Source organism: Enterococcus sp. DIV0840 (assembly GCF_050527835.1).
GTDB lineage: Bacteria > Bacillota > Bacilli > Lactobacillales > Enterococcaceae > Enterococcus_L > Enterococcus_L ureasiticus.
Genome location: NZ_CP172876.1, coordinates 2,601,790 through 2,625,271, shown reverse-complemented (window position 1 = coordinate 2,625,271; position 23,482 = coordinate 2,601,790). Strand labels below are relative to the sequence as shown.

20 protein-coding genes and 1 other annotated feature are annotated in these 23,482 nt (G+C 36.8%); of the genes, 16 read left to right on the top strand and 4 right to left on the bottom strand.

What is annotated here, in order from left to right:
- Nucleotides 1-71: 71 nt before the first annotated feature.
- The 6 genes from IGL98_RS12525 to IGL98_RS12500 all read left to right on the top strand — a co-directional run bounded on the left by IGL98_RS12525 (nt 72) and on the right by IGL98_RS12500 (nt 5,557).
- Complete coding sequence (locus IGL98_RS12525; protein WP_206912773.1) at nt 72-1,832, top strand: choline/carnitine O-acyltransferase; 1,761 nt, start codon at nt 72-74, stop codon at nt 1,830-1,832.
- A gap of 425 nt (nt 1,833-2,257) precedes the next feature.
- Complete coding sequence (locus IGL98_RS12520) at nt 2,258-2,578, top strand: hypothetical protein (RefSeq protein WP_242590277.1); 321 nt, start codon at nt 2,258-2,260, stop codon at nt 2,576-2,578.
- Nucleotides 2,578-3,786 (top strand): lipase, encoded by a 1,209-nt coding sequence (locus tag IGL98_RS12515; protein ID WP_206912770.1) that lies wholly within the window; start codon nt 2,578-2,580, stop codon nt 3,784-3,786. Before IGL98_RS12520 ends, IGL98_RS12515 begins: the two co-directional genes overlap by 1 nt.
- Nucleotides 3,787-3,806: 20 nt before the next feature.
- Nucleotides 3,807-4,079 (top strand): hypothetical protein, encoded by a 273-nt coding sequence (locus IGL98_RS12510; RefSeq protein WP_206912768.1) that lies wholly within the window; start codon nt 3,807-3,809, stop codon nt 4,077-4,079.
- Nucleotides 4,080-4,122: 43 nt separating this feature from the next.
- Nucleotides 4,123-4,392 carry a hypothetical protein gene (locus IGL98_RS12505; protein WP_206912767.1) on the top strand — a complete coding sequence of 90 codons (270 nt, stop codon included), beginning with the start codon at nt 4,123-4,125 and terminating at the stop codon, nt 4,390-4,392.
- 472 nt (nt 4,393-4,864) lie between these two features.
- Complete coding sequence (locus IGL98_RS12500) at nt 4,865-5,557, top strand: metal-binding protein ZinT (protein ID WP_206912765.1); 693 nt, start codon at nt 4,865-4,867, stop codon at nt 5,555-5,557.
- Between the two features lie 157 nt (nt 5,558-5,714).
- Here the strand turns inward: IGL98_RS12500 and IGL98_RS12495 are convergent, their stop codons facing one another.
- Nucleotides 5,715-6,647: an aldo/keto reductase gene (locus IGL98_RS12495; protein ID WP_206845304.1), complete on the bottom strand. Its 933-nt coding sequence runs from the start codon at nt 6,645-6,647 to the stop codon at nt 5,715-5,717.
- Nucleotides 6,648-6,825: 178 nt separating this feature from the next.
- Nucleotides 6,826-7,032: a binding site (T-box leader), on the top strand.
- A gap of 214 nt (nt 7,033-7,246) precedes the next feature.
- On the opposite strand from IGL98_RS12495, the gene hisS reads away from it, so the two are divergent.
- A complete protein-coding gene (gene hisS, locus IGL98_RS12490) occupies nt 7,247-8,545 on the top strand; it encodes a histidine--tRNA ligase (RefSeq protein ID WP_206912764.1) in 1,299 nt (432 codons plus the stop codon).
- Between the two features lie 33 nt (nt 8,546-8,578).
- On the top strand, nt 8,579-10,348 hold the full coding sequence (gene aspS, locus IGL98_RS12485) for an aspartate--tRNA ligase (protein ID WP_206912763.1): 1,770 nt from the start codon (nt 8,579-8,581) through the stop codon (nt 10,346-10,348).
- A 53-nt stretch (nt 10,349-10,401) separates the two neighbouring features.
- Here aspS and IGL98_RS12480 read toward each other — a convergent pair whose 3' ends face one another.
- Nucleotides 10,402-11,301, bottom strand: a complete 900-nt coding sequence (locus tag IGL98_RS12480; protein WP_206912762.1) for an ROK family protein — start codon at nt 11,299-11,301, stop codon at nt 10,402-10,404.
- Nucleotides 11,302-11,414: 113 nt separating this feature from the next.
- Here IGL98_RS12480 and IGL98_RS12475 point away from each other — a divergent pair, with 113 nt between their 5' ends.
- A complete protein-coding gene (locus tag IGL98_RS12475; RefSeq protein ID WP_206845295.1) occupies nt 11,415-12,149 on the top strand; it encodes a MurR/RpiR family transcriptional regulator in 735 nt (244 codons plus the stop codon).
- A gap of 91 nt (nt 12,150-12,240) precedes the next feature.
- Complete coding sequence (locus IGL98_RS12470; protein ID WP_206845293.1) at nt 12,241-13,029, top strand: ankyrin repeat domain-containing protein; 789 nt, start codon at nt 12,241-12,243, stop codon at nt 13,027-13,029.
- A 21-nt stretch (nt 13,030-13,050) separates the two neighbouring features.
- On the opposite strand, the gene IGL98_RS12465 is transcribed toward IGL98_RS12470, so the two are convergent.
- Nucleotides 13,051-14,394, bottom strand: a complete 1,344-nt coding sequence (locus tag IGL98_RS12465; RefSeq protein WP_206912761.1) for a PTS sugar transporter subunit IIC — start codon at nt 14,392-14,394, stop codon at nt 13,051-13,053.
- Complete coding sequence (locus IGL98_RS12460; RefSeq protein ID WP_206845278.1) at nt 14,394-15,848, bottom strand: glycoside hydrolase family 1 protein; 1,455 nt, start codon at nt 15,846-15,848, stop codon at nt 14,394-14,396. The genes IGL98_RS12465 and IGL98_RS12460 overlap by 1 nt, the downstream gene beginning before the upstream one ends.
- Nucleotides 15,849-16,077: 229 nt before the next feature.
- Between IGL98_RS12460 and IGL98_RS12455 the strand changes: the two genes are divergently transcribed.
- The 6 genes from IGL98_RS12455 (at nt 16,078) to eno (ending at nt 22,998) form a co-directional block, all read left to right on the top strand.
- A complete protein-coding gene (locus IGL98_RS12455; RefSeq protein WP_025872302.1) occupies nt 16,078-16,953 on the top strand; it encodes a YitT family protein in 876 nt (291 codons plus the stop codon).
- Nucleotides 16,954-17,228: 275 nt separating this feature from the next.
- Nucleotides 17,229-18,266, top strand: coding sequence for a sugar-binding transcriptional regulator (locus IGL98_RS12450; RefSeq protein WP_206912760.1), 1,038 nt, complete (start codon nt 17,229-17,231; stop codon nt 18,264-18,266).
- Between the two features lie 40 nt (nt 18,267-18,306).
- Complete coding sequence (gene gap / locus IGL98_RS12445) at nt 18,307-19,308, top strand: type I glyceraldehyde-3-phosphate dehydrogenase (protein ID WP_069646063.1); 1,002 nt, start codon at nt 18,307-18,309, stop codon at nt 19,306-19,308.
- 129 nt (nt 19,309-19,437) lie between these two features.
- The gene (locus IGL98_RS12440; RefSeq protein WP_069646062.1) at nt 19,438-20,628 is read left to right on the top strand and encodes a phosphoglycerate kinase; all 1,191 of its coding nucleotides are present in this window, start codon (nt 19,438-19,440) and stop codon (nt 20,626-20,628) included.
- 157 nt (nt 20,629-20,785) lie between these two features.
- Nucleotides 20,786-21,541, top strand: a complete 756-nt coding sequence (gene tpiA, locus IGL98_RS12435) for a triose-phosphate isomerase (protein ID WP_206912759.1) — start codon at nt 20,786-20,788, stop codon at nt 21,539-21,541.
- A 158-nt stretch (nt 21,542-21,699) separates the two neighbouring features.
- On the top strand, nt 21,700-22,998 hold the full coding sequence (gene eno, locus IGL98_RS12430) for a phosphopyruvate hydratase (protein ID WP_010763068.1): 1,299 nt from the start codon (nt 21,700-21,702) through the stop codon (nt 22,996-22,998).
- Nucleotides 22,999-23,482 lie beyond the last annotated feature (484 nt).

Here is a 23,482-nt window from a genome sequence, read left to right as displayed (position 1 = left end):
TTACTGAAAAAAGTCATACAAATAGTAAATGCTTGGTATAATAAAATATAAAGTGATTGTTGAGGTGTAAGATGGAAAAATATAAAGAAGAGTTATTACCAACATTAAAAAAATTACCTGTACCAGAACTACATGAAACACTTGTTGCATTAAGTGATTGGTTGAGGCCTTTGGTGACATTAGAAGAATTAAAAGACTTTCAAAAAAGAGCAATAACATTCAGTGTCTCTGATGGTGTATTACTGCAAAAAGATTTAGTTGATCATGCGAAAAATACAGCTGGCAGCTGGTTAGCACCTCTTTGGGAAGAAAGCTATTTAGAGAGCCGAGGACATTTACAAAGTGAGTCAAATTTCGCTTTGATCATTGACGAAAGCTACTATGATCATATCAAATCAAAAGAAGCACGTGCAGCTCGACTTATCCATCAAATGACTGCTATTTATCTCAGTTTAGCTGATGGAAGCTATCCAATCGAATACACAAAAAAACATCAAAATGTCGATATGTCCTTTTATTTAAATTTTTTCAAAAGCTGCAGAATACCTGGAAAAGACCAAGATTCTTTTTACAGAGGAGAAATACACACTGCTGGAAATTATATCATCATTTTTGTAAACGGTACCTATTTCCGTTTAGAGGTGACGAATGAGCTAGGTGAAATCAATTCTTTAGAACAAGTAATGGAAAGTTTAAATTATATTTTATCGCTGGAGACTGTTCCTAAACACGGAGAGAACTTGATTCCATATTTAACTGGAGTTGAAAGAGCGCAGTCAGCTTTGATTTATCAACAGCTTAAAACTGAGGAGCTGAATACCGACAATCTGCAACAAATCGAAAATTCATTATTTATGTTGAGTTTTTCGGATGGAAAAGATGAGTCAAAAGAGGAACGAATCACGGAAGTTCTACTGAATACAGATCATCAATTTTTAAGCAAAACCACACAAGCTGTCATTACAAAAAATGGTCATATCGGTTTTAACATGGAGCATACGGCGATCGATGGTGTACCAACGTTGAATTTACTTACCAACATTTTTGAATCATTTAATGAGTTGAAGCAAGGAATGACTGGAAAATCTTCTTCTGATTTGGTTCAAAAATTTGAATGGGTATTAACTAACGAAATGATCAGTACTTTAGAAAATGCGCAAAAGCTTGTCGAAATTGAGAATCGTTCATATGTCGTCAAACACCAAGTTCTCTCAGAAATTGGGAAAGAGCGGATGAAAAAAGCGAGCGTAAGCCCCGATGCCTTCTTTCATATTGCGTTAGCAATGGCGCAACAAGAAGTTTTTGGAACGCTAAGATCCGTTTACGAACCTGTTGCTATGCGTATGTATTATGAAGGTCGAACAGAATCTGCCCGCTCGATCAGTCAAGAGAAAAAGCTATTTGCGGAAGCCTTCTACGATGAAACAGAATCAATTTCTAAGGAAAAATTAGTAGAATTATTCAATGAAGCAGCTACAGCTCACTCCAATCGAATCATGCAATGCCAAAAGGGAAAAGGGTTAGAACGTCATTTGTTTGGCCTTCAAAAAATGGCACTTAACCCTGAAGAAGGTCTGACGTTCTTTTCAGCAGAAGCACTTAAACTATTAGGGGAGGACTTTATTTCAACCACCGGAATTCCTTATGATATATTAGAGTCATTTAGCTTTTGTCCAGTCAATAAAAAAGGTTTTGGTCTTTATTATGGCATTCTTGATGAAAAAGTAATTTTGACTCTATCGGCAAAAAAAGATCATGAAAGTGAAGCAATACAAATGATTGATGCGGTCTCTGAGGCGCTGATTTCTTTAACAGAACTTTTAGGGATTTAGGAACTAACAAAATAAGAGTTAAAAAGTTTCCTTTTTAATCATTCTGAGTCAGTCGAAAATCAGTTGGAATAAGGGTTTCTGATTTTAGAGAATGATTGGAAATGGCGGGGAATTATTTAATGGTGTGATATTTTAGTGCAAAATGGAAAATATCGTATCAACAAAATAATAATAAGATAGGTGCTATAATACTTTCAAGTGAGAGATAATTGCTCCTATTTTTAACTCTCACTTGAAAGAATTTCCTCCATTTAAATAATGCAGAAGGTTAGCAAAAAATAGAATTTCACTAATCTATTGTTCTACAATTGTATATTATAGTTAATTTATTATTACTAAAGGAGCTTATAATGAAAAAAAGAAATAGTATGATCGTTGTAGGACTATGTTTTTTAGTGTTCCTAGGAGTTGGAGGGAAATATTATATGGATGAGAGAAAAAAAGAACAAGAAAAAGAGTTAATTGAAATAGAACGTCAGTCAATAGTTATATTGAAGCAAACCTTTAGTGACATTAAGGAAGTAAATATAGAAAAAACGGGTCATAATAAAGCTACTGGATCATATAGAATGTTTGTGGAAGTTATTAATAATACTGGAGAATCTGCAAAATTCACTTACAGTTTTTGGAAAGAACGGGATGAAATAGGTAGCTATGGTAATGTGAATACCAATGTCCAAAAGGAAGGGATAACATATTCCAAAGTGAAAGTGACTTATTCGGATGGAAAAGAAGGTGAAATCTGATGGCAACTGAAAAAGAATATAATGAAGCAAGTGATATGGTTTACTGGCTTGATTCCAACCATGAAGATTATGATCCTTCGATTATTGAAGGAAGTTTTCAAAATATTGGCGGAAAAAGGTATCAAATACTAAAAATCAAAACAGAACCTAGTAATGGGATGCAAGCCATGGCAATTGCGCCATTAGATTCAAATGGCTATCCAGACACGACTCAATTAACAGTAGCTTTTGCAGGCACCAATTTCGGTGGCGATTGGCGAGATGTTGTAACGGATGCTCAAACCGTTGGATTAAGTATGACACAGCTTGGATGGAACCCAGGTCAAGCTGACTCAGCTCAAGAATTTGCAGATTGGATCAAATTAACCTATCCTCATGCAGTCGTTACAACAACGGGGCATTCGTTAGGTGAATATTTAGCACTTATGATTGCTGCTGAAAATGAATGGCGTAACGTTGGCTTCAATGGACCAGATCCATACGGTATATTATCTACAGATGCTAAAAAATGGATAAAAGATAATCCCGGAATGCTGACAAATTATCGTAATTTTGCGGATTTAATAGGAAACTTGATGGGGAACGGAACAGGTGCAGAAATTATGATGGGATATACTAAAGGAAGTCCTGGTAATCCGTTAGAAGCACATGCCTTGACCTTGTGGAAATTTGATGAAGATGGACGATTGAGAGTTCCTGATAACACATATGCATTAATGGATGGACAACAACTGGAACAAAACCTAATGAGTAAATTTGTAATGAGCATGTATTTATTAAAAACGTTAGAAGCCAAATTAAATGCAAGTGGTGGTGGACTTTCAGGGACAGAAGAAATTTATCTAGATGCTACACGAGCTAAATCAATTGTAACAACAGCTTCTAGTTTGCTGAAAGTGGCTATGAGTAAAATCATTGCACACTATCAAGGAGAAATGGATAAAACAGAAGAGTTATGGAATAAGATTTTAACGAGTGCACGAGGAGCTTCTTCTGATTTGTCTGAATCTGAAATGGAGAGTCAAGTAGCTACAGTGGGATTTACAAAAGCACGCATAGTGAATACTCCAAAAGAAAAGTACCAACAGAAGATACAAGAAGCGAAAAAAGTTGGTGAAACATTTGAAAGCTTAGCTTCAGAAATAAATGCTAAGATAATTGCAGTTGTTCAACAAGACCAAGATTTAGCACGACAACTTCAGTTTTAATTGTATTGGAGGTTTTTTATTTGAATGAAGAAGCAATTATAAAAACATATCAAACGACACGTAAACGGCTAGAAGAACAAGAGGACGAACTAAAGGTTGCACGTAAAAAAGGTGAATATCTATTAGATGATTCTTTAGAACATTTGTCCTATATCTTAAAAGATTTGGCATTAGATGGCGAGCCTTTTAATCAAGCGAGGCGAGAAATGGAACAAGAAAATCATTATTTTTTAGATGAATTAGAAAAAGAAAGAAAAAAGAAGAAGAAGCAGAAAATACCTATCGTTCTCTAGTGAAGAGGCTTAGGGAGGAACTATAAGATACAGGAGAAGTCATATGAATGAATTACTCGATGAATTATTAAAAAAAATGCGGAAAAGGTATCAAGAAGCGGCTGTTAGAGCTATAGGAATGGCTGGGGTGCAAAACAGTGAAAACAATCAAAAGAATGCTAGGAAAAAAGGAAAGGTCATTCTAGAAGAAGTGAAGACCTCTCTTTCAAAAACAACAAAATCCTTAGAAGAATCAATCAAGGGGCAATTTGGAAAATCAGTAAAAGAAGCTTTTGATAAGCAAGAGAAGAAATTAGATAGTTTTGACAATTAACGCATCAAAGACTTTTAAATAGAGAGTAAAACTGGTACAACTATTTCTGTTCATTATAGCATCCTGAAAATGGTAGTATGATGCTATTTAAATTTATAGGATATTTTAGAATGAATTAATGCATTTAAATCAAATATTAAATTTGCTTGGAGTAAAAATGATGGATAGAAAAAAAAATTTCCCGAGCTACTTAGTTAGTTTGATATTTTTTTGTTTTAAAATGCTGGAATAACAGTGGTTATAAACTTTTGTGATCTATCTTTTGGGTAAATAAAAAACTGAAAATAATGAGTCGGACTGTTTTGCTGTCTGAGCATTATTTTCAGTTTTTTGTTGTTTTTTTCTGAGAGGTAGTATAAAATGATTTGATTAAATCGTAATCGTTACGTTTTGTTTGTGGTAAAACAGAAAGGCTCATAAAATAAACCGATAAAGTCGATTTAGTCAATAGAATGAAAATGGGGGTTCGTTTATGAAAACGAAAAATGTAAAGTTGTATAAAGGTCTAAGTGTTATTATACTTGGAATACTGCTAGTTAGTGGTTGCACGAAAAAAAACAATGTAGAAACGGTTGAAACAAATCAGCATTCGGAAGAAAAACAAACCCATGAGCATAAACATAAGCACGCTCATGATGGAGAGTTCAAAGAAGAGGAGGTCCAAAATAGAACGCTGCAAGATTGGTCTGGTGATTGGCAATCTGTTTATCCTTATTTACTTGATGGAACCTTGGATGAAGTTCTTGAGCATAAAGCGGAAGAAAAGAAAGATAAAAGTTTTGACGAGTATAAAACCTATTATACAGTTGGCTATAAGACAGATACTCAAAGAATCGTGATCAAAGGAAATACGGTGGAATTCTTTAAAGGTGATACCTCTCAAAAAGCGGATTACCAATATGATGGGTATCAAATTTTGACGTATGATTCTGGTAAAAAAGGGGTACGTTATTTGTTTAGTGTGATCGATGATAATAACGCTGCTCCAAAGCACATCCAATTTAGTGATCATAACATCAAACCTACTAAGGCTGAGCATTTTCATCTGTATTTTGGAGATGAAAGTCAAGAAACATTACTGAAAGAATTAGAGAATTGGCCCACTTACTACAAGAGTGATCTATCTGGTTCTGATATTGTTCATGATATGCTATATAATCATTAAGCATAGAAAAAAGCAGACTCTTCGGCAAAAAGAGGTTGGAACAGAAGTGTTTAACTCCGAAAAATAAGAAGGAGTTGCTTCTGTTCCAACCGTTTATTCAGCCTCTTTTAGTCCAACTGTTTGAGTCAAAACGACTTTTGTCATAACCTTATTTTAATCAACTAAATAATTTGTCGATTCGTTGATAATCTTCTTCAGTCAAATGGACATCCAACGCTTTTGCATTGTTGATCACTTGTTCTGGTTTTTTCGCACCTGGGATCACAACGTCAACAAAAGGATTTTTGATATACCAGGCAAGTACGACTTCTGCAACACTCGCATTATAATCTGCGGCAATTAGTTTAAGCTGGCTGACTTTGTCGATAATTGCGTTAAATCGATCACCCTGAAAATCTGGTTTTTTACTACGTAAATCTTCAGGAGGAAACGTTACGTTACGTTCATATTTTCCAGTTAATAAGCCGGATGCCAATGGGAAATAAGGAACAAAAGAAATTGTATTTTCTTTTAAATATGGCAGTAATTCGTGTTCTGCATCACGATGGATCAAACTATATTCATCTTCAACGATATCTACAAAACCTTCTTTATTTGCTTCTTTGATTTGTTCTAAACTAAAATTAGAAACGCCGATCGCTCTGATTTTCCCTGTATCTTTTAATTTTTGTAAAGCAGCTACTGCTTCATTTTTAGGAGTTGTTTCATCTGGAAAATGAATGTAAAAAATATCAATATAGTCTGTTTGTAGCCGCTCCAGTGCTTCATCAACAGAGCGTGTCAAAAATTCTGGTGTATTATTGAATGCGCCGTCTTTAGCAGGATCATGAGCAGCTTTTGTGGCGATAACCACTTTACTTCGGTCAAACTCTTTTAAAACCTCACCGATCAATTCTTCTGAACGACCCATCCCATAAGCAAAAGCGGTATCTAATAAAGTGATGCCATTCGTCAAAGCAGTTCGGACGATTTCCTTTCCAGTGTCATCGTTTAAGTTTGGAAAAAGATTATGACCACCAACAGCATTTGTACCTAAACCTAAGGGAGTTGAATAGACTTCTGTATTACTAATTTGTACGTTTTGTGTCATGATAATTCCTCCTGACTTTCTTCTTTTAGTGTAGTTGATAGAGGTGGATCCGTGAAGTATTTTGTCTTATCTGCAAATAGAAAAGCAAAACCAGAATTCTTTTTTGATAATAGCTGTGGAATTAGTAGAATCCCTCTTGACTTTACACTGAAATTTTAGTAGTTTATATATAATATCAAAAAAATCAATGAAGGAACGAGTAAATTTCAAGCTGATTGTATAAGAGAAAGTTGCCAAGGCTGAGAGCAACTTCATTAGAGAAATTGAAAGACATTCTGGAGATGAGCGGATAAAAGCCGTTCCGTTGCGAGCGTTAATCGTTAGAGGAAAGATTAATCTTTCAAACTTAGGTGGTACCGCGTGTGTCTATTCACTCGCCCTTGTATTTATACAAGGGCGAGTTTTTGTTGTTCATCAACTACGACTGGCTACGCCAGAGTAGCTGATGAACAATACTTGGCGACCAAAGAGAGAAGTTACAGTACTAGGAATTACCAAATGGCATGATCCAAACAAAGAGTTCCATAGTTGTTTCAATCTCAATCACTCTTTACCAAAATACCTTACAAATAACTAACAATAAATAGGAGATGAAAACAATGAGTTATCAAAAACCAAAAGGAACCAATGACTTATTACCAGGTACTTCCGAAAAATGGCAGTTTGTTGAAGAAACAGCCCGTTTGATTTTTCGTGATTACCAATATGAAGAAATCCGTACACCTATTTTTGAACATTATGAAGTAATTTCCCGCAGTGTAGGTGATACGACTGATATCGTTTCAAAAGAAATGTATGATTTTTATGATAAAGGGGACCGTCATGTAACCTTGCGCCCAGAAGGAACAGCACCAATTGTTCGTTCATTTGTAGAAAATAAATTATTTGGACCAGAATTTGCAAAACCTTATAAAACATACTACATGGGACCAATGTTTCGCTATGAGCGTCCACAAGCAGGACGTTTAAGACAATTCCACCAAATCGGAGCAGAAGCATTTGGTAGTGTGAATCCAGCAGTGGATGTTGAAAGTATGGCGATGGCCTTAGACTTTTTTAAACAATTAGGTATTCAAAAAATTCGTCTGGTGATCAATTCATTAGGTGATAAAGCAACAAGAGCGGCTTATCGTCGAGCTTTGATCGATTATTTAGAACCAAAAGCGGCTGAACTAAGCGAAGATTCAAAACGTCGTTTACATGAAAATCCGTTACGTGTGTTAGATAGTAAAGATAAAAAAGACCAAGCAATCGTCGCAGATGCACCATCGATTTTGGATTATCTAAGTGAGTCATCAAAAAAACATTTTGAAACAGTTCAAACAATGTTGAATGAATTGAATATTCCCTTTGAAGTCGATAGCAATATGGTTCGTGGATTAGATTATTATACGAATACGATTTTTGAAGTGATGAGTGACGCACCAGGGATGGGTGCACAAGCAACGATTTGTGCAGGCGGACGTTATAATGGATTAGTTGAAGAATTCGGCGGACCAGCGACACCTGGTTTTGGTTTCGCAATGGGAATCGAACGTGTGCTGATCACGATGGAAGCGGAAGCTGTTGTGGTTCCAGTAATCAATGAAATCGATGCTTATGTTGTCGGAATTGGGGATCAAACAAACATTGAAACGCTAAAACTCGTGCAAGCAATTCGTAACTTTGGTTTTTCAGCCGATCGTGATTTTATGGATCGTAAAGCAAAAGCACAATTTAAAACAGCTGCTAAATTAAATGCCAAACTTGCATTGACTTTAGGTGAAACTGAATTGGCAGAAGGCGTTGTAAACGTAAAAGCCATGGCTAATCGTAATGAAAAAGCATTTCCACTATCAGATATTTACGAAAGATTCGATGAAGTCTATGATGAAATGATGACAGTGATGTTTGATTAATAAACAGTAAAAAATGAAGAGGAGCAATGAGCAATGACAAAAAGAACAGTATACTGCGGAGAAGTCTCAGCAGATTTAGTAGGACAGGTAATTACATTAAAAGGTTGGGTACAAAAGCGTCGTGATTTAGGCGGAGTTATTTTTATCGATCTTCGTGATCGCGAAGGAATCGCACAAGTTGTTTTCAATCCAGCACATTCAAAAGAAGCATGGGAAATTGCAGATAAATGCCGTAGCGAATACGTAATTGAAATTACTGGAGAATTAACGTACCGTGATTCAGAAGCAATCAATCCTAAAATGAAGACTGGCGAATTTGAAGTGATGGCAACAGATATCACGATTTTGAATACTGCTAAAACACCACCCTTTTTAATCGAAGATGAAAACAATGTCGGCGATGAAATCCGTATGAAGTATCGTTATTTAGATTTACGTCGTCCACATATGACAGCCAATCTAAAATTACGTCATGAAGTAACAAAATCGATCCGTCATTATTTAGAGGATACTGATTTTATTGATATTGAAACACCTTATTTTGGCAAATCAACACCAGAAGGCGCGCGTGATTATCTGGTTCCTTCACGTGTACATGCAGGACATTTCTATGCATTACCGCAATCACCGCAAATTTTCAAACAGTTATTGATGAATGCTGGCTTCGATCGTTATTACCAAATCGTTCGTTGTTTCCGTGATGAAGATTTACGTGGCGACCGTCAACCAGAATTTACCCAAGTGGATATTGAAACAACCTTCTTGTCTCCAGAAGAAATCCAAACAATGACTGAAGAAATGTTAGCAAAAGTGATGCGTGAAACAAAAGGAATCGACGTTACATTACCGTTCCCTCGTATTAGCTATGATGAAGCAATGGCTCGTTATGGAAGTGACAAACCAGACACACGTTTCGATATGGAATTGATCGATATCGCAGATGTGGTTAAAGACGTTGATTTTAAAGTCTTCCAAATGGCTTTAGAAAATGGCGGACAAGTCAAGGCGTTAAATGCCAAAGGGGCAGCAGATAAATATTCAAGAAAAGATATGGATAACTTAGGTACTTATGTGAGCCAATTTGGTGCTAAAGGACTTGCTTGGTTAAAAGTAGAAGAAGATGGTCTAAAAGGACCTATTGCAAAATTTTTAACAGATGTAGCGGATGATTTGATCGCCGCAACAAATGCTGAGGTTGGCGATATTTTAATGTTTGGTGCAGATAAACCAGAAGTGGTTGCAGCAGCATTAGGCGCAATTCGTTCTCGTTTAGGGAAAGAATTAGGCTTGATTGATGAGTCTAAATTCAACTTCCTGTGGGTTGTTGACTGGCCATTGTTTGAGTATGATGAAGAAGCAGGTCGTTATGTTTCTGCCCATCATCCATTCACACAACCAAAAGAATCTGACATTGAATTACTTTCAATAAATCCAGCGAAAGTTTACGCTGAAGCGTATGATATCGTCTTAAATGGATACGAATTAGGTGGCGGTTCACTACGTATCCATAAACGTGAGTTACAAGAAAAAATGTTTGAAACGCTAGGCTTCACTAAAGAATCAGCGCAAGAACAATTTGGTTTCTTGTTAGATGCCTTAGATTATGGTTTCCCTCCACACGGCGGAATTGCTTTAGGGTTAGACCGTTTAGTGATGTTGCTAGCGGGTGAAAATAATATTCGTGAAGTGATCGCCTTCCCTAAAAATGGGAAAGCTGCTGATCCAATGACGAGTGCACCTAGTGTGGTTTCACTATTACAATTATTTGAATTGAACATTGATGTAACAGCAATTGATGAGTAAAAGGTAGAAAAATTTAAGCACCCAAAATGTTATTTCTCATTTTGGGTGCTTTTTTAGTTTGTATTTTTGTTTATAAAATTATAATACGCACCAATCAAATTGGCATCGTTTCCTAAGGAACTTAAAACAACGGCTGGTGCAATCACACTTGCAAGGGGACCAACATTTAGACTATCAACGTTTTTTTGTAGACTTTGCTTGATGTAATCCAATAAAATCGGTTGACTACTGATGCCGCCTCCAATCACGATTTTTTCTGGATCTAAAATGGCTTGTAGATTCCAGATTTGAACAGCTAATGAATCGCAATAGCCATGTAAAATAGTTTGAGCGGCGGGATCTTCATTCTCGATCGCTTCAAAAAAAGCTTCTCCGCTGACTTCTTTTGTTGGTTGACCCAGAGCTTTCGCAAATGGCTTCAATAAACTATAGACACTGTTTTTTACAGCAAATAAATCAGTAAGGTTCATAGCGGAATTGGTTTGTACAAGGGACAGTTCCCCAGCAGATTGATGGAAGCCTCTAACTAACTGACCATTAACGATCAAGCCGCCGCCAACACCTGTACCTAAAACAATCATCGCGGCATTTTCAATCCTTTTAAGTTGTCCTTGATTCATTTCGCCGATGATCCCACAGCGGGCATCATTATCTACTGTAACCGGACATTCAAAGATCGATTCGTAAAACTCACGGATATCCATCTGTCTAATAAATTCGAGTGAACCACCGTGAACGGCAAAGCCGCTATCTGCATTGATGATTCCTGGCATGGAAATCGATACACCAGTGAAGTCCTCTAAAAATTCGTTCTTTATTAGGTTCAAACAATTTTTAAAAGCCTCAACTTTTTTAGGTGTCGCTTGTTTTTTTACCCATTCTAATTTACCAGAAATAATTAGTCCATATTTTATAAAACTACCACCTATATCCAAAACAAGGATTTTTTCCATTAGATTTTGCCTCCTAAATTATATAACAAAAGAATATGAATTCGGTTACTTTACTTATACCACTGGTTCCACTATAATGTACACATAAAATTTAATGTAAGTAGGTTAAGCCAATGCTAGAAAAAATATCAGCAGTAAAGCATCTATCTGACGCCGATGAAGTACTACAAAATTATATTTTTAGAAATTTAGAAACTATTTTTACTCTTTCTGCTCGAGAAATTGCCGCTCAAATTCCTTGTTCTCCATCAACTGTGACTCGCTTCGTAAGAAAATGCGGCTTTGATTCATATCACGATTTTCAGCGCTATGTCAAAAATGAAGTCAGCAAACTTGCTGGTAAAGGAATGACCGATACGATTTCACTTGAACAAATTTTTGTGAATCAAGTCTTCGCTGAAGATGTAATTGAGCAAATAGAATTAGTGAGCAGTTTATTAAAGCAATCTAGTTTCATTTATTGTGTAGGAATGGGCTCATCCGGGATTATGGCTAGTTATGCAGCTAGAAAATTTAACACGATCGGGTTTAAAGCGATGTATTCAAATGAACCATACGCACCATTTCTTTCTACTCAAATGAAAGAGGAGAACAGTGTCATTATTATTTTTTCCAGCTCAGGAGAAACGGCTGAAATTATTGAAATGGTTCAATTTGTGAAATCAAGTAATAACCAGATCATTAGTATTACAAATATGCATGACAATACTTTAGCCAAACTTTCTACAATCAATATTCCTTATTATATCGAAAATCAACGATTGCCGTATAATTTTGATTTATCCTCGCAGATTCCGACTGTTGCATTGATCGAATACTTGGTGGCTTTTTGTTTTAACAAGTCATGATTAACGTTCCAACCATTTAGCTAACAGCGTTTATAAATTGTTTATATTTATGTTTTATACTGACTGTAAACACCGCTAAAGGAGGATGGTTATGGTCAAAAGAGAGTTTTTGCTAAAGGCGTCATTGCTATTTTCACTTTTACTTATTTTTTCGGCTTGCCAGTCTAAAAAAGCTGATACCAAACAATCGATAAAGGAGAGTACTGTCATGACAACTGATAAAAGTAGCGCAAAGCAATCAACTGAATCAAACGTAAAGAATTCAACAGAATCATCTAATCAAACATTTCCAACAGGTTCTTTGATTCAAGCAGTTAGTGATAACGATTCTGCAAAGGTCCAAGAAATTTTGAAAGATAAAAACTACACGATCAATGAAGTGAATGCTCAAGGTGAATCCCCCCTTTTGATTGCAACCCATCAAAACTTCATAGGCATCGCAAAAATGCTGATCGATGCAGGGGCGGATATCAATTTGCAAGATCAAATTTCTGATAGTCCATACTTGTACGCCGGAGCTCAAGGAAAAACTGAAATCCTGACTTATATGCTGGAAAAACAAGTGCCGGATCAGCAAAAAGTGAACCGTTTCGGTGGCAATGCACTGATTCCTGCAGCTGAAAAAGGGCATCTGGAAAATGTAAAACTGTTATTAAAAGATGGACGAGTATCTATCGATCACCAAAATAATTATGGTTATACGGCCTTGATCGAAGCAGTTGCGTTAAAAGATGGTTCTTCAATCTATCAGCAAATCGTCAAAGTTTTATTAGAGGGTGGTGCGGACAAAACTTTGAAAGATAATACTGGCCGAACGGCGGAAGATTACGCTAGAAGTTTAGGTTATTCTGAACTGTTGAATATACTAAATTATTATTAATAGCTGCCAAACAGCATAGGTTTAATCCTCTGCTGTTTTTGCATTTTCTTGTTCCAATAAATATTCTTTTTTATCAGCCATTTTAAAGAATGGGTACCAAACGAGCACGTTGACGATCAATAAAACAATGAAGATCAATAAGTAATTAAATCCACCTTTTAAAGCCATTGCAATGGGTGCGGGTGTTGTCCAAGGAAGAGCGATCAACGGATTATATTTAGAAAAATCTAAAACTGACAACATCCCCCAAGCAATACCGCCCATTAATAAAGGAGAGACTACCATTGGGACAAAGAAGAATGGATTCAACATCAACGGCATTCCGAAGACTAATGGCTCATTTACGTTGAAAAGAACAGGTGGTCCGGCTAATTTAAATAATTGTTTGTACCGTTCAGATTTTGCAGTAAACATAGAAATGACTAAACCATAGGTACTTCCTTGTCCACCAAATGAATTTCCACAAACATAAGAAACAACGGCCATCGCTAGATAAGGTAATTCTTGATGCTGTTGATAAGCGGTCATATTCGCTAGCATATTCGCTGTCATGACGGGCATTACCACACCATAAACCATATTTGGATGAATTCCGAAAAACCATAACATATTTGCTAAAGTAAAAATAAGAATAATAGCAATAGGAGAGCCAGTTAATGATTGCAATGGTGCTTGAATCAAAGTTGTGATAAATGCGAAAATATTATCAAATGGTGTAAATGAGAATAGAATCCTAACAATGAAAAAGATCGCTAAAATAACACCAGACAAAATAGCAGGGCTCAATGATTCAGAAACATTGGAGGGCACCGTATCAGGCATTTTGATCGTTAGATTTTTTCTGATCAAAAAGCTATACAAAACAGCGGTGAAATAACCGACAATAATGGCCACGAAAAGTCCAGTTCCGCCTGTATATTGACTAGCAAAAGCTTCTACATTATTACTTGCTGTAACAACCGTTTGAGCAGGAAATTCTGTGACTGCTTTTTCAAGTGTATAGGTTTGGATCATTTGCGGCATTAAGATGAAAAACGAACCAATGGCTAAAAGACCAGCAGGAAGTGGATCGTGTCCTTCTTTTTTAGAATAAATATAAGCGAAGTTAAAGGTCACATAAACTGAAAGTAAATTGATCGTAGCACCTAGCGCCGCATTAAAGTGTGCAGTCATACCCGTTTTCGCTAAAAATTCGATCCATTGAGGAATCGGAAAGTTCCCAACAATCATAAGCAAAGCAACACCTAGCGTGATCGGCGTTGTTCGCATAAAAGCCTCAGCCAACGCACTAAAAAATTTACTACTATTCATTTTTTGAGCAATTGGACCAATAAATTTATTCAGAAATTTTTCTAAAGCTTCCATTATTTATTCCCCATTTCATTTAAATACTCACCGTTTGATTCAATTACGTTTTGATACCAATAAAAACTATCTTTTTTGTAACGATTTAAAGTGCGTTCTGAGGTTTCATCGCGATCCACATAAACAAAGCCATAGCGTTTTTGATAACCATTAAGCCAACTAAGTAAATCAGTAAAACTCCAAGTACAATAGCCTAAAACTTGAACACCATCTGTGATCGCTTCTTGAATCTCCTGTAAATGTTTTTGTAGGTATTCAATACGGTAAGAATCGTGGATTTCGCCGTTTTCCAATTTGTCATATTCGCCTAAACCATTTTCCGTGATCAGAACGGGTAACTGATAACGGCTTTCGATTGTTCTTAATGCTACTCGAATCCCAACAGGATCGATCGTCCAGTCCCAATTCGTTTGTTCAAGGTAAGGATTTTTAACAAATTTACTGACTCTAGGAATTTCCATTTCTTTACTGGTACCTTTTTTACCAGAGTTGTTCATACTCATGTCACCAGAGAAAGAGTCTGTGGTACTCGCTTTGACGGTTGCAGTTTGATAGTAATTTAATCCAATAAAATCAGGGACGCCATTAGCTAATAATTGTTGATCGGCTTCGGTTATAACAGGTGCTAGTTGTAGTTTTTCTAATTGCTTGATAACCGTTCGCGGATATTTACCTGTTGCATAGACATCCAGCCAGAAAAAGCCCATCAATTCTTCTGTATCGATTTTGGCTAAGACATTCAGTGGATCACTATCAAAAGCATAAGCAGGACCATAATTGAAACTAGGACCGATCTGACCTTTATACTCACCATCTTTAAATGCTTTGATCACTGAAGCATTGGCAAGATTAGCGATATGATTTGCTGCAAACATCCGTTTAACATCACGAACTGCAGGTGGATGACTGCCTAGCAAGTAGCCATGAGTAATAAAAACATTTTGCTCATTCAAGCTGACCCAATAGTTTACACGATCAGAAAAAGCATCAAATAAAGCTGTGGCATAATTCGTAAAATCTTCAATGATCTGGCGTGATTCCCAGCCGCCATACTCATCTTGTAGTGCTTGGGGGAGATCCCAGTGGTAAATCGTCACAATCGGTTCAATGTTGTATTTCAAAAGTTCATCGATTAGTTGACTGTAAAAATCTAGTCCTGCTTGATTGAGTTGGCCTTTACCGTTTGGAAAAATCCGTGACCAAGCGATGGAAAAACGATACGCTTTCAATCCAAGTTCTGCCATCAAAGCAACATCTTCTTTAAATCGATGATAATGATTTACCGCAATGTCTCCATTAGTATCTTTGAATGTTGTCCCAGGTTGTTTGACAAACTTATCCCAAACAGAAATTCCTTTTCCATCCTCTTGATAGGCTCCTTCAACTTGATAGGCAGCGGATGCGCTCCCCCATAAAAATGTTTCGGGAAATTGATCTAATTCTGTGTGACGCATAATCATTCCTCATTTCAGTAAATTTTGTATAACTCGATCATAGCTGAAAAAAGATTGGTTGTAAGCGTTTTTCTTATATGTGCAACGCGTTGCAAGATTATGAAACACCAAAATAAAAATGAAAAATTAGCAATACTTTTCTTCTATTTAAAAGATTGTGCTTTTTTTCTTACCACAAAGCACGTATAATGAGAACCAAATGAATCAAGTAAAGTGAGGCTGCTTCTACATGAAAAAATTCTTTGAAAGTTTACCTGTCCATGATTACACGACAAAACTTTCAGTGTCGATCGTTTATGCGATTTTGGCATCTGTTGCGATGAACTTTTTTTACCAACCGGGAAACATTTATTCCAGTGGGATTACTGGACTGGCTCAAATTTTAACAACCTTGTCAACAAATGTTGTAGGATTTAAAGTGCCTGTTTCCATTACGTTATATGCATTAAACATTCCTTTGTTTTTCGTAGCTTGGCGTAAAATCGGGAAAAAATTTACGATTTTTACCTTTTTGACTGTTACGTTGACGTCGATTTTTATGCAAATCGTGCCGCAAACAAGTCTTTCTAACGATCCAATCATTTGTGCGATTTTCGGTGGTGCAGTAATGGGGTCTGGTATTGGTTTTGCATTGAAGAATGGCCTTTCATCTGGAGGACTGGATATTTTTAGTATTACGATCCGTAAGAAAACAGGTCGTTCTGTGGGTTCGATTTCAATGTATTTTAATGGACTGATTATTTTTGTAGCAGGCTACTTATTTGGTTGGCAGTATATGTTTTACAGTGCGCTATCTATCTTTGTGAGCGGGAAAGTGACGGATGCAGTCTATACGAAGCAAAAGAAGATGCAAGTCATGATCATTACCAAAAATCCAGATGCTGTTATTGATGGAATCCAACAGAAAATGAGGCGAGGGATTACGATCATTCATGAAGCAGAAGGTGCTTATCGACATGATAAACAGACACTTTTATTAACGGTAGTAACGCGGTTTGAACTACCTTCGTTAGAAGCGGCCATGAAAGAATCTGATCCGTCTGCTTTTGTGAGTATTTCAGATAACGTCAAAATTCTTGGGCGTTTTTATGAAGAGGATTTATAAAACATATAGAAGCTAAGAAATCCAGGTATCATTCTGGATTTTTTGTTTGCTTTATTTATTTCAAAGAGGAGGATAGTTAATTAAAAAAAATAATCTCTTTTTCTTGAAAAGAAGAGTGAAAACTGTTAAACTAGATTTGTAAGATTGAGGGGCGCTTTTAAGACTGTTAATAGAATTTAACAATGCGAAAGAAGAACGTCAATCCTATTTTTTTAAAGTTCATAGGTCGTTTTAAGTCTTACTTGGACGTTTTTAGACCAACGAAGGAGCGCATCATGCTAGATGAATTAAAAATGATTGAAGCAGTTGCTCCAGATTTGCTCGATGTAATGCAGGAAAGGTTTCATATTCTTCGTAATATTTACTGGATGCAGCCTATTGGACGTAGAAGTTTATCTGATAGTATGGGAATTACAGAAAGGGTCTTAAGAACTGAGACTGACTTTCTGAAAAACTTACAACTGATAGAGACTTCTAAAAGTGGAATGACATTAACTGAAAAAGGCTTAGAAGTTTATCAAGGATTAGAATCAGTAATGAATCAATTACTTGGTATGCATCAAGTCGAAAAAGAAATCAGCCAATATTTTGGGATCAAGCGTTGTATCGTTGTAGCAGGCAACAGTGACAATCAGGAAAAAGTACTTTATGAGTTCGGCGATATTTTGACCGATGCTCTGGATTTACTCTTACTTGATGGTGATAATATTGTTGCAGTTATGGGTGGTACGACAATGGCCTTGACCGCAGAACATATGGGGACCCTAGAAACGGAAAAACGACACAATTTGTTTGTTCCAGCTAGAGGTGGAATCGGTGAAGCGATGACGGTTCAAGCCAATTCAGTAAGCGCCGTAATGGCAAGTAAAACTGGCGGTCACCATAGAGCATTATATGTCCCAGAGCAATTAAGCTTAGAAACGTATAACTCGCTCCTGCAAGAACCATCGATCCAAGAAGTACTGACGCTGATCGAACAAAGCAATTGTGTTGTTCACAGTATTGGACGCGCTTTGCATATGGCAGCACGTCGTAAAATGTCAGATGACGAGATGGTCATGTTAAAGCAAAATAATGCCGTAGCAGAATCTTTCGGATATTTCTTTGATGAAGAGGGCGAAGTTGTTTACAAAATCCCTCGAATCGGACTTCAGTTAAAGGATGTACAAAAAATTTCGAATGTCGTTGCAATTGCAGGTGGGAAATCAAAAGCCAAAGCAATCCGCGCTTACATGAAAAATGCACCAAAACAAACGTGGCTCATCACTGATGAAGCTGCCGCAAATGAGATTTTAAAAGGGGTAACCCTTTAAAATAAAAAAATTTTTGATTTTCATAAGGAGGAAATCTTTAATGACAGTTAAAGTAGGTATTAATGGATTTGGACGTATCGGACGCTTAGCATTCCGTCGTATCCAAGATGTAGCAGGAATCGAAGTAGTAGCAATCAATGATTTAACAGATGCTAAAATGTTGGCTCACTTGTTAAAATATGACACAACTCAAGGACGTTTCAACGGAACTGTTGAAGTTCATGATGGATCTTTCAACGTAAACGGTAAAGAAGTTAAAGTTCTTGCTAACCGCAACCCAGAAGAATTACCATGGGGCGACTTAGGCGTAGATATCGTTCTTGAATGTACTGGATTCTTCACTTCAAAAGAAAAAGCTGAATTACACTTAAAAGCTGGTGCTAAACGTGTTGTTATCTCTGCTCCAGGCGGAAATGACGTACCAACAATCGTTTATAACACTAACCACGATATCTTAACAGGTAAAGAAACAGTTATCTCAGGTGCTTCATGTACAACTAACTGTTTAGCTCCTATGGCTAAAGCTTTACAAGATAACTTTGGTGTGGTTGAAGGTCTTATGACTACAATCCACGCTTACACAGGGGACCAAATGACTCTTGATGGACCTCACCCAGGTGGAGACTTCCGTCGTGCACGCGCTGCAGCAGAAAACATCGTACCTAATACAACTGGTGCTGCTAAAGCAATCGGTCTAGTTATCCCTGAATTAAATGGTAAATTAGACGGAGCTGCTCAACGTGTTCCTGTAGCAACTGGTTCATTAACTGAATTAGTAACAGTTCTTGACAAAAAAGTAACTGTTGAAGAAGTAAACGAAGTTATGGCGAAAGCTGCTAACGAATCTTACGGATACAACACAGACGAAATCGTTTCTTCAGATATCGTAGGTATGACTTTCGGTTCATTATTCGATGCTACTCAAACAAAAGTAATGACTGTTGGCGACCAACAATTAGTGAAAACTGTTGCTTGGTATGACAACGAAATGTCTTATACTGCACAATTAGTTCGTACTTTAGAGTACTTCGCTAACTTATAAGAGTAACTCTTATTATTAGTGAAATTTGAACAACTGTGAAATAATAAGCGGGGAAGCAACGCGCTTCTCCGCTTTTATTATTTTGTTTAACAATACCTAAAAACTTTTTATAGATAGGAGTACTCCATAATGGCTAAAAAGACAATCAAAGATGTAGATTTAAAAGATAAAAAAGTACTTGTCCGTGTTGACTTTAACGTGCCTTTGAAAGATGGTGTGATCACGAACGATAACCGTATCGTAGCGGCACTTCCAACAATCAAATACGTAATCGAAAATGGTGGAAAAGCGATTCTATTTTCTCACTTAGGTCGTGTGAAAACAGAAGAAGATAAAGCAGGCAAATCATTAAAACCAGTGGCTGAGCGTCTAGGCGAATTATTAGGCAAACCAGTAACATTCGTTCCTGAAACTCGTGGAACTGAATTAGAAACAGCTGTCAACAACATGAAAGACGGCGACGTTTTAGTCTTTGAAAACACTCGTTTTGAAGATATCGACGGTAAAAAAGAAAGCGGAAATGACGCTGAATTAGGTAAATACTGGGCTTCTTTAGGCGATGTATTTGTTAATGACGCATTTGGTACGGCTCACCGTGCGCACGCTTCTAACGTTGGAATTGCTTCAACTGGTATTCCAACTGTTGCTGGATTCTTAATGGAAAAAGAAATCAAATTCGTTGGTGAAGCAGTGACTGCACCAAAACGTCCATTTGTTGCTATCTTAGGTGGCGCAAAAGTTTCTGACAAAATCGGTGTTATCGAAAACTTGATCTCTAAAGCAGATAAAATTCTTATCGGTGGCGGAATGACTTATACATTTTACAAAGCTAAAGGCATGAACATCGGTAACTCTTTAGTTGAAGAAGATAAAGTTGCATTAGCAAAAGAATTAATCGAAAAAGCAGGCGATAAATTAATCTTGCCAATCGATTCAATCACTGCTGCAGAATTTTCAAACGATGTACCAACAGAAGAACATACTGGTGATGTTCCTGACGGACAAATGGGTCTTGACATTGGACCTGAAACAATCGCTTTATTTGCACAAGCATTAGAAGGTGCAAAAACAGTTGTTTGGAACGGACCAATGGGCGTATTTGAAATGAGTAACTTTGCTAAAGGAACAATCGGTGTTTGTGAAGCAATCGCTAACTTAGCAGATGCTACAACAATCATTGGCGGAGGAGACTCTGCTGCAGCTGCAATCCAATTAGGCTTTGCTGACAAATTCACTCACATCTCAACTGGTGGGGGCGCAAGCTTAGAATTATTAGAAGGTAAAGAATTACCTGGTTTAGCAGCAATTAACGATAAATAAAGAGGTTGTGAAAAAGGCATTTAAACTTGAGTAATGGGACTGAACCTGAGGGACTTCAAGTATCAAAGTTCATCTGGTGAGGAAAATTACCGAAAGTTTGCCTGTTGATCACCGCTTAATCAATCCATAACATAATAAGAAAAGGATGTGCTTTTCCATGCGTAAACCAATTATCGCTGGTAACTGGAAAATGAACAAAACTTTAGCAGAAGCGCAAAGCTTTGCTGAAGCAGTAAAAAATGCTGTTCCATCAAAAGATGTTGTTGATTCAGTAATCGGATCTCCTGCATTATTCTTAGCACCACTTGCTTGGAGTCTTAAAGATTCTGAAGTTCAATTATCTGCACAAAATTGCTACTGGGAAAACACAGGTGCATTCACTGGTGAAAATTCACCTGCTGCTATTGCAGATTTAGGTATCCAATATGTAATCATTGGTCACTCTGAACGTCGTGAGTACTTCCACGAAACAGATGATGACATCAACAAAAAAGCCAAAGCAATCTTTGCAAACAACATGACACCAATCTTTTGTTGTGGTGAATCTTTAGAAACATACGAAGCTGGTAAAACTGCTGAGTGGATCGAAGGTCAAATCACAAATGGTTTAGTTGGTTTATCTAATGAGCAAGTATCTTCAATGGTTATTGCTTATGAACCAATCTGGGCAATCGGAACTGGTAAATCTGCTGATGCAAATATTGCAGATGAAATCTGTGGCGTTGTACGTGCAACAGTTGAAAAATTATACGGTAAAGAAGTTTCAGAAGCTGTACGTATCCAATACGGCGGTTCTGTAAAACCTGAAAACATTGCTGAATATATGGCAAAAGAAAACGTTGATGGTGCTTTAGTCGGCGGAGCGAGTCTTGAAGCTGACTCATTCTTAGCTTTGTTAGACGCCGTTAAATAATCACGGCTTATAACAATATACGCAATAAACCGAAAAATCATTGAATAATCTATGAATTATGCAAAAAATGTTTGCATAGCGCTCGTTTATTCACTACAATCATAATTAAGGGAATCGAATCCCCTTAGTATAAAACAAACTCAAAGGAGAGACAAAACATGTCAATTATTACTGATGTTTACGCACGCGAAGTCTTAGACTCACGCGGTAACCCAACAATCGAAGTAGAAGTATACACTGAAAGCGGTGCTTTTGGTCGCGGAATGGTTCCATCTGGAGCTTCAACTGGTGAATACGAAGCAGTTGAATTACGTGATGGCGACAAATCTCGTTACTTAGGTAAAGGGGTTGTTAAAGCAGTTGACAACGTTAATAACATCATCGCTGAAGCAATCATTGGCTACGATGTACGTGACCAAATGGCAATTGATAAAGCAATGATCGATTTAGATGGAACTCCTAACAAAGGTAAATTAGGCGCAAACGCTATTCTTGGTGTTTCAATCGCTGTAGCTCGTGCTGCTGCTGATTACCTAGAAGTACCTTTATACCACTACTTAGGCGGATTCAATACTAAAGTATTGCCAACACCAATGATGAACATCATCAATGGCGGATCTCATGCTGATAACAGTATCGACTTCCAAGAATTCATGATCATGCCTGTAGGCGCTCCTACATTCAAAGAAGCTTTACGCTATGGTGCTGAAGTATTCCACGCATTAGCTGGAATCTTAAAAGCTCGTGGATTAGCTACTTCTGTAGGTGACGAAGGTGGATTTGCTCCTAACCTTGGTTCAAACGAAGAAGGTTTTGAAGTAATCATCGAAGCAATCGAAAAAGCTGGCTATGTACCTGGTAAAGATATCGTTCTTGCTATGGATGCTGCTTCTTCTGAATTCTACGACAAAGAAAAAGGTGTTTACGTTTTAGCTGATTCAGGCGAAGGCGAAAAAACAACTGAAGAAATGATCGCATTCTACGAAGAATTATGCGCGAAATACCCAATCATCTCAATCGAAGATGGATTAGATGAAAATGACTGGGATGGTTTCAAAAAATTAACAGTTGCTTTAGGCGACAAAGTTCAATTAGTTGGTGACGATCTATTCGTTACAAACACAACTAAATTAGCTGAAGGTATTGAAAAAGGAATCGCTAACTCAATCCTTATCAAAGTTAACCAAATCGGTACTTTAACTGAAACATTCGAAGCAATCGAAATGGCTAAAGAAGCTGGCTACACAGCAGTTGTATCTCACCGTTCAGGTGAAACAGAAGATTCAACAATCTCTGATATCGCTGTTGCAACAAACGCTGGTCAAATCAAAACTGGTTCATTAAGCCGTACAGACCGTATTGCTAAATACAACCAATTATTAAGAATTGAAGACCAATTAGGCGAAGTTGCTGAATACAAAGGTTTGAAATCTTTCTACAACTTAAAAAACAAATAATTTTAGTTGATTATAAAGCAAAAAGGGACAATTGATCTTTGGGTCATTTCTCCTTATACTCATACGTAAAAGAGCTTGCGATTTATTCGCAAAGCTCTTTTTTTACATATAAAAATAAATTAATGTGTAGAAAGAAAATAAAAATGTAACTTGGAATGACAAGTGTATATGAGGAAGAAAAGTTAAAACCAAAAATTTTTGTCTTTTAAGTGATAAAACATTTTTATATAGGTAAAACAATCGTTTAGATATGAACTATTTTCAAAATAGTATAATTTATTATTAGTTTAGCAGAACAGTTCGTCATAAAGTTTTATTGACAATCTAAGAAGTAGTATGATAAAATAAAAGACAATTACGAAAGGGTGGTGGTATCTAAATGAGCAATGACTCGGCAGATGGTGAGCAGAAAATTTTAGTTTCTTTATCCTATTTTTTAATTGAATAGCATGTATCAAGCACGTCATTGGTAGTTTTTGAACTA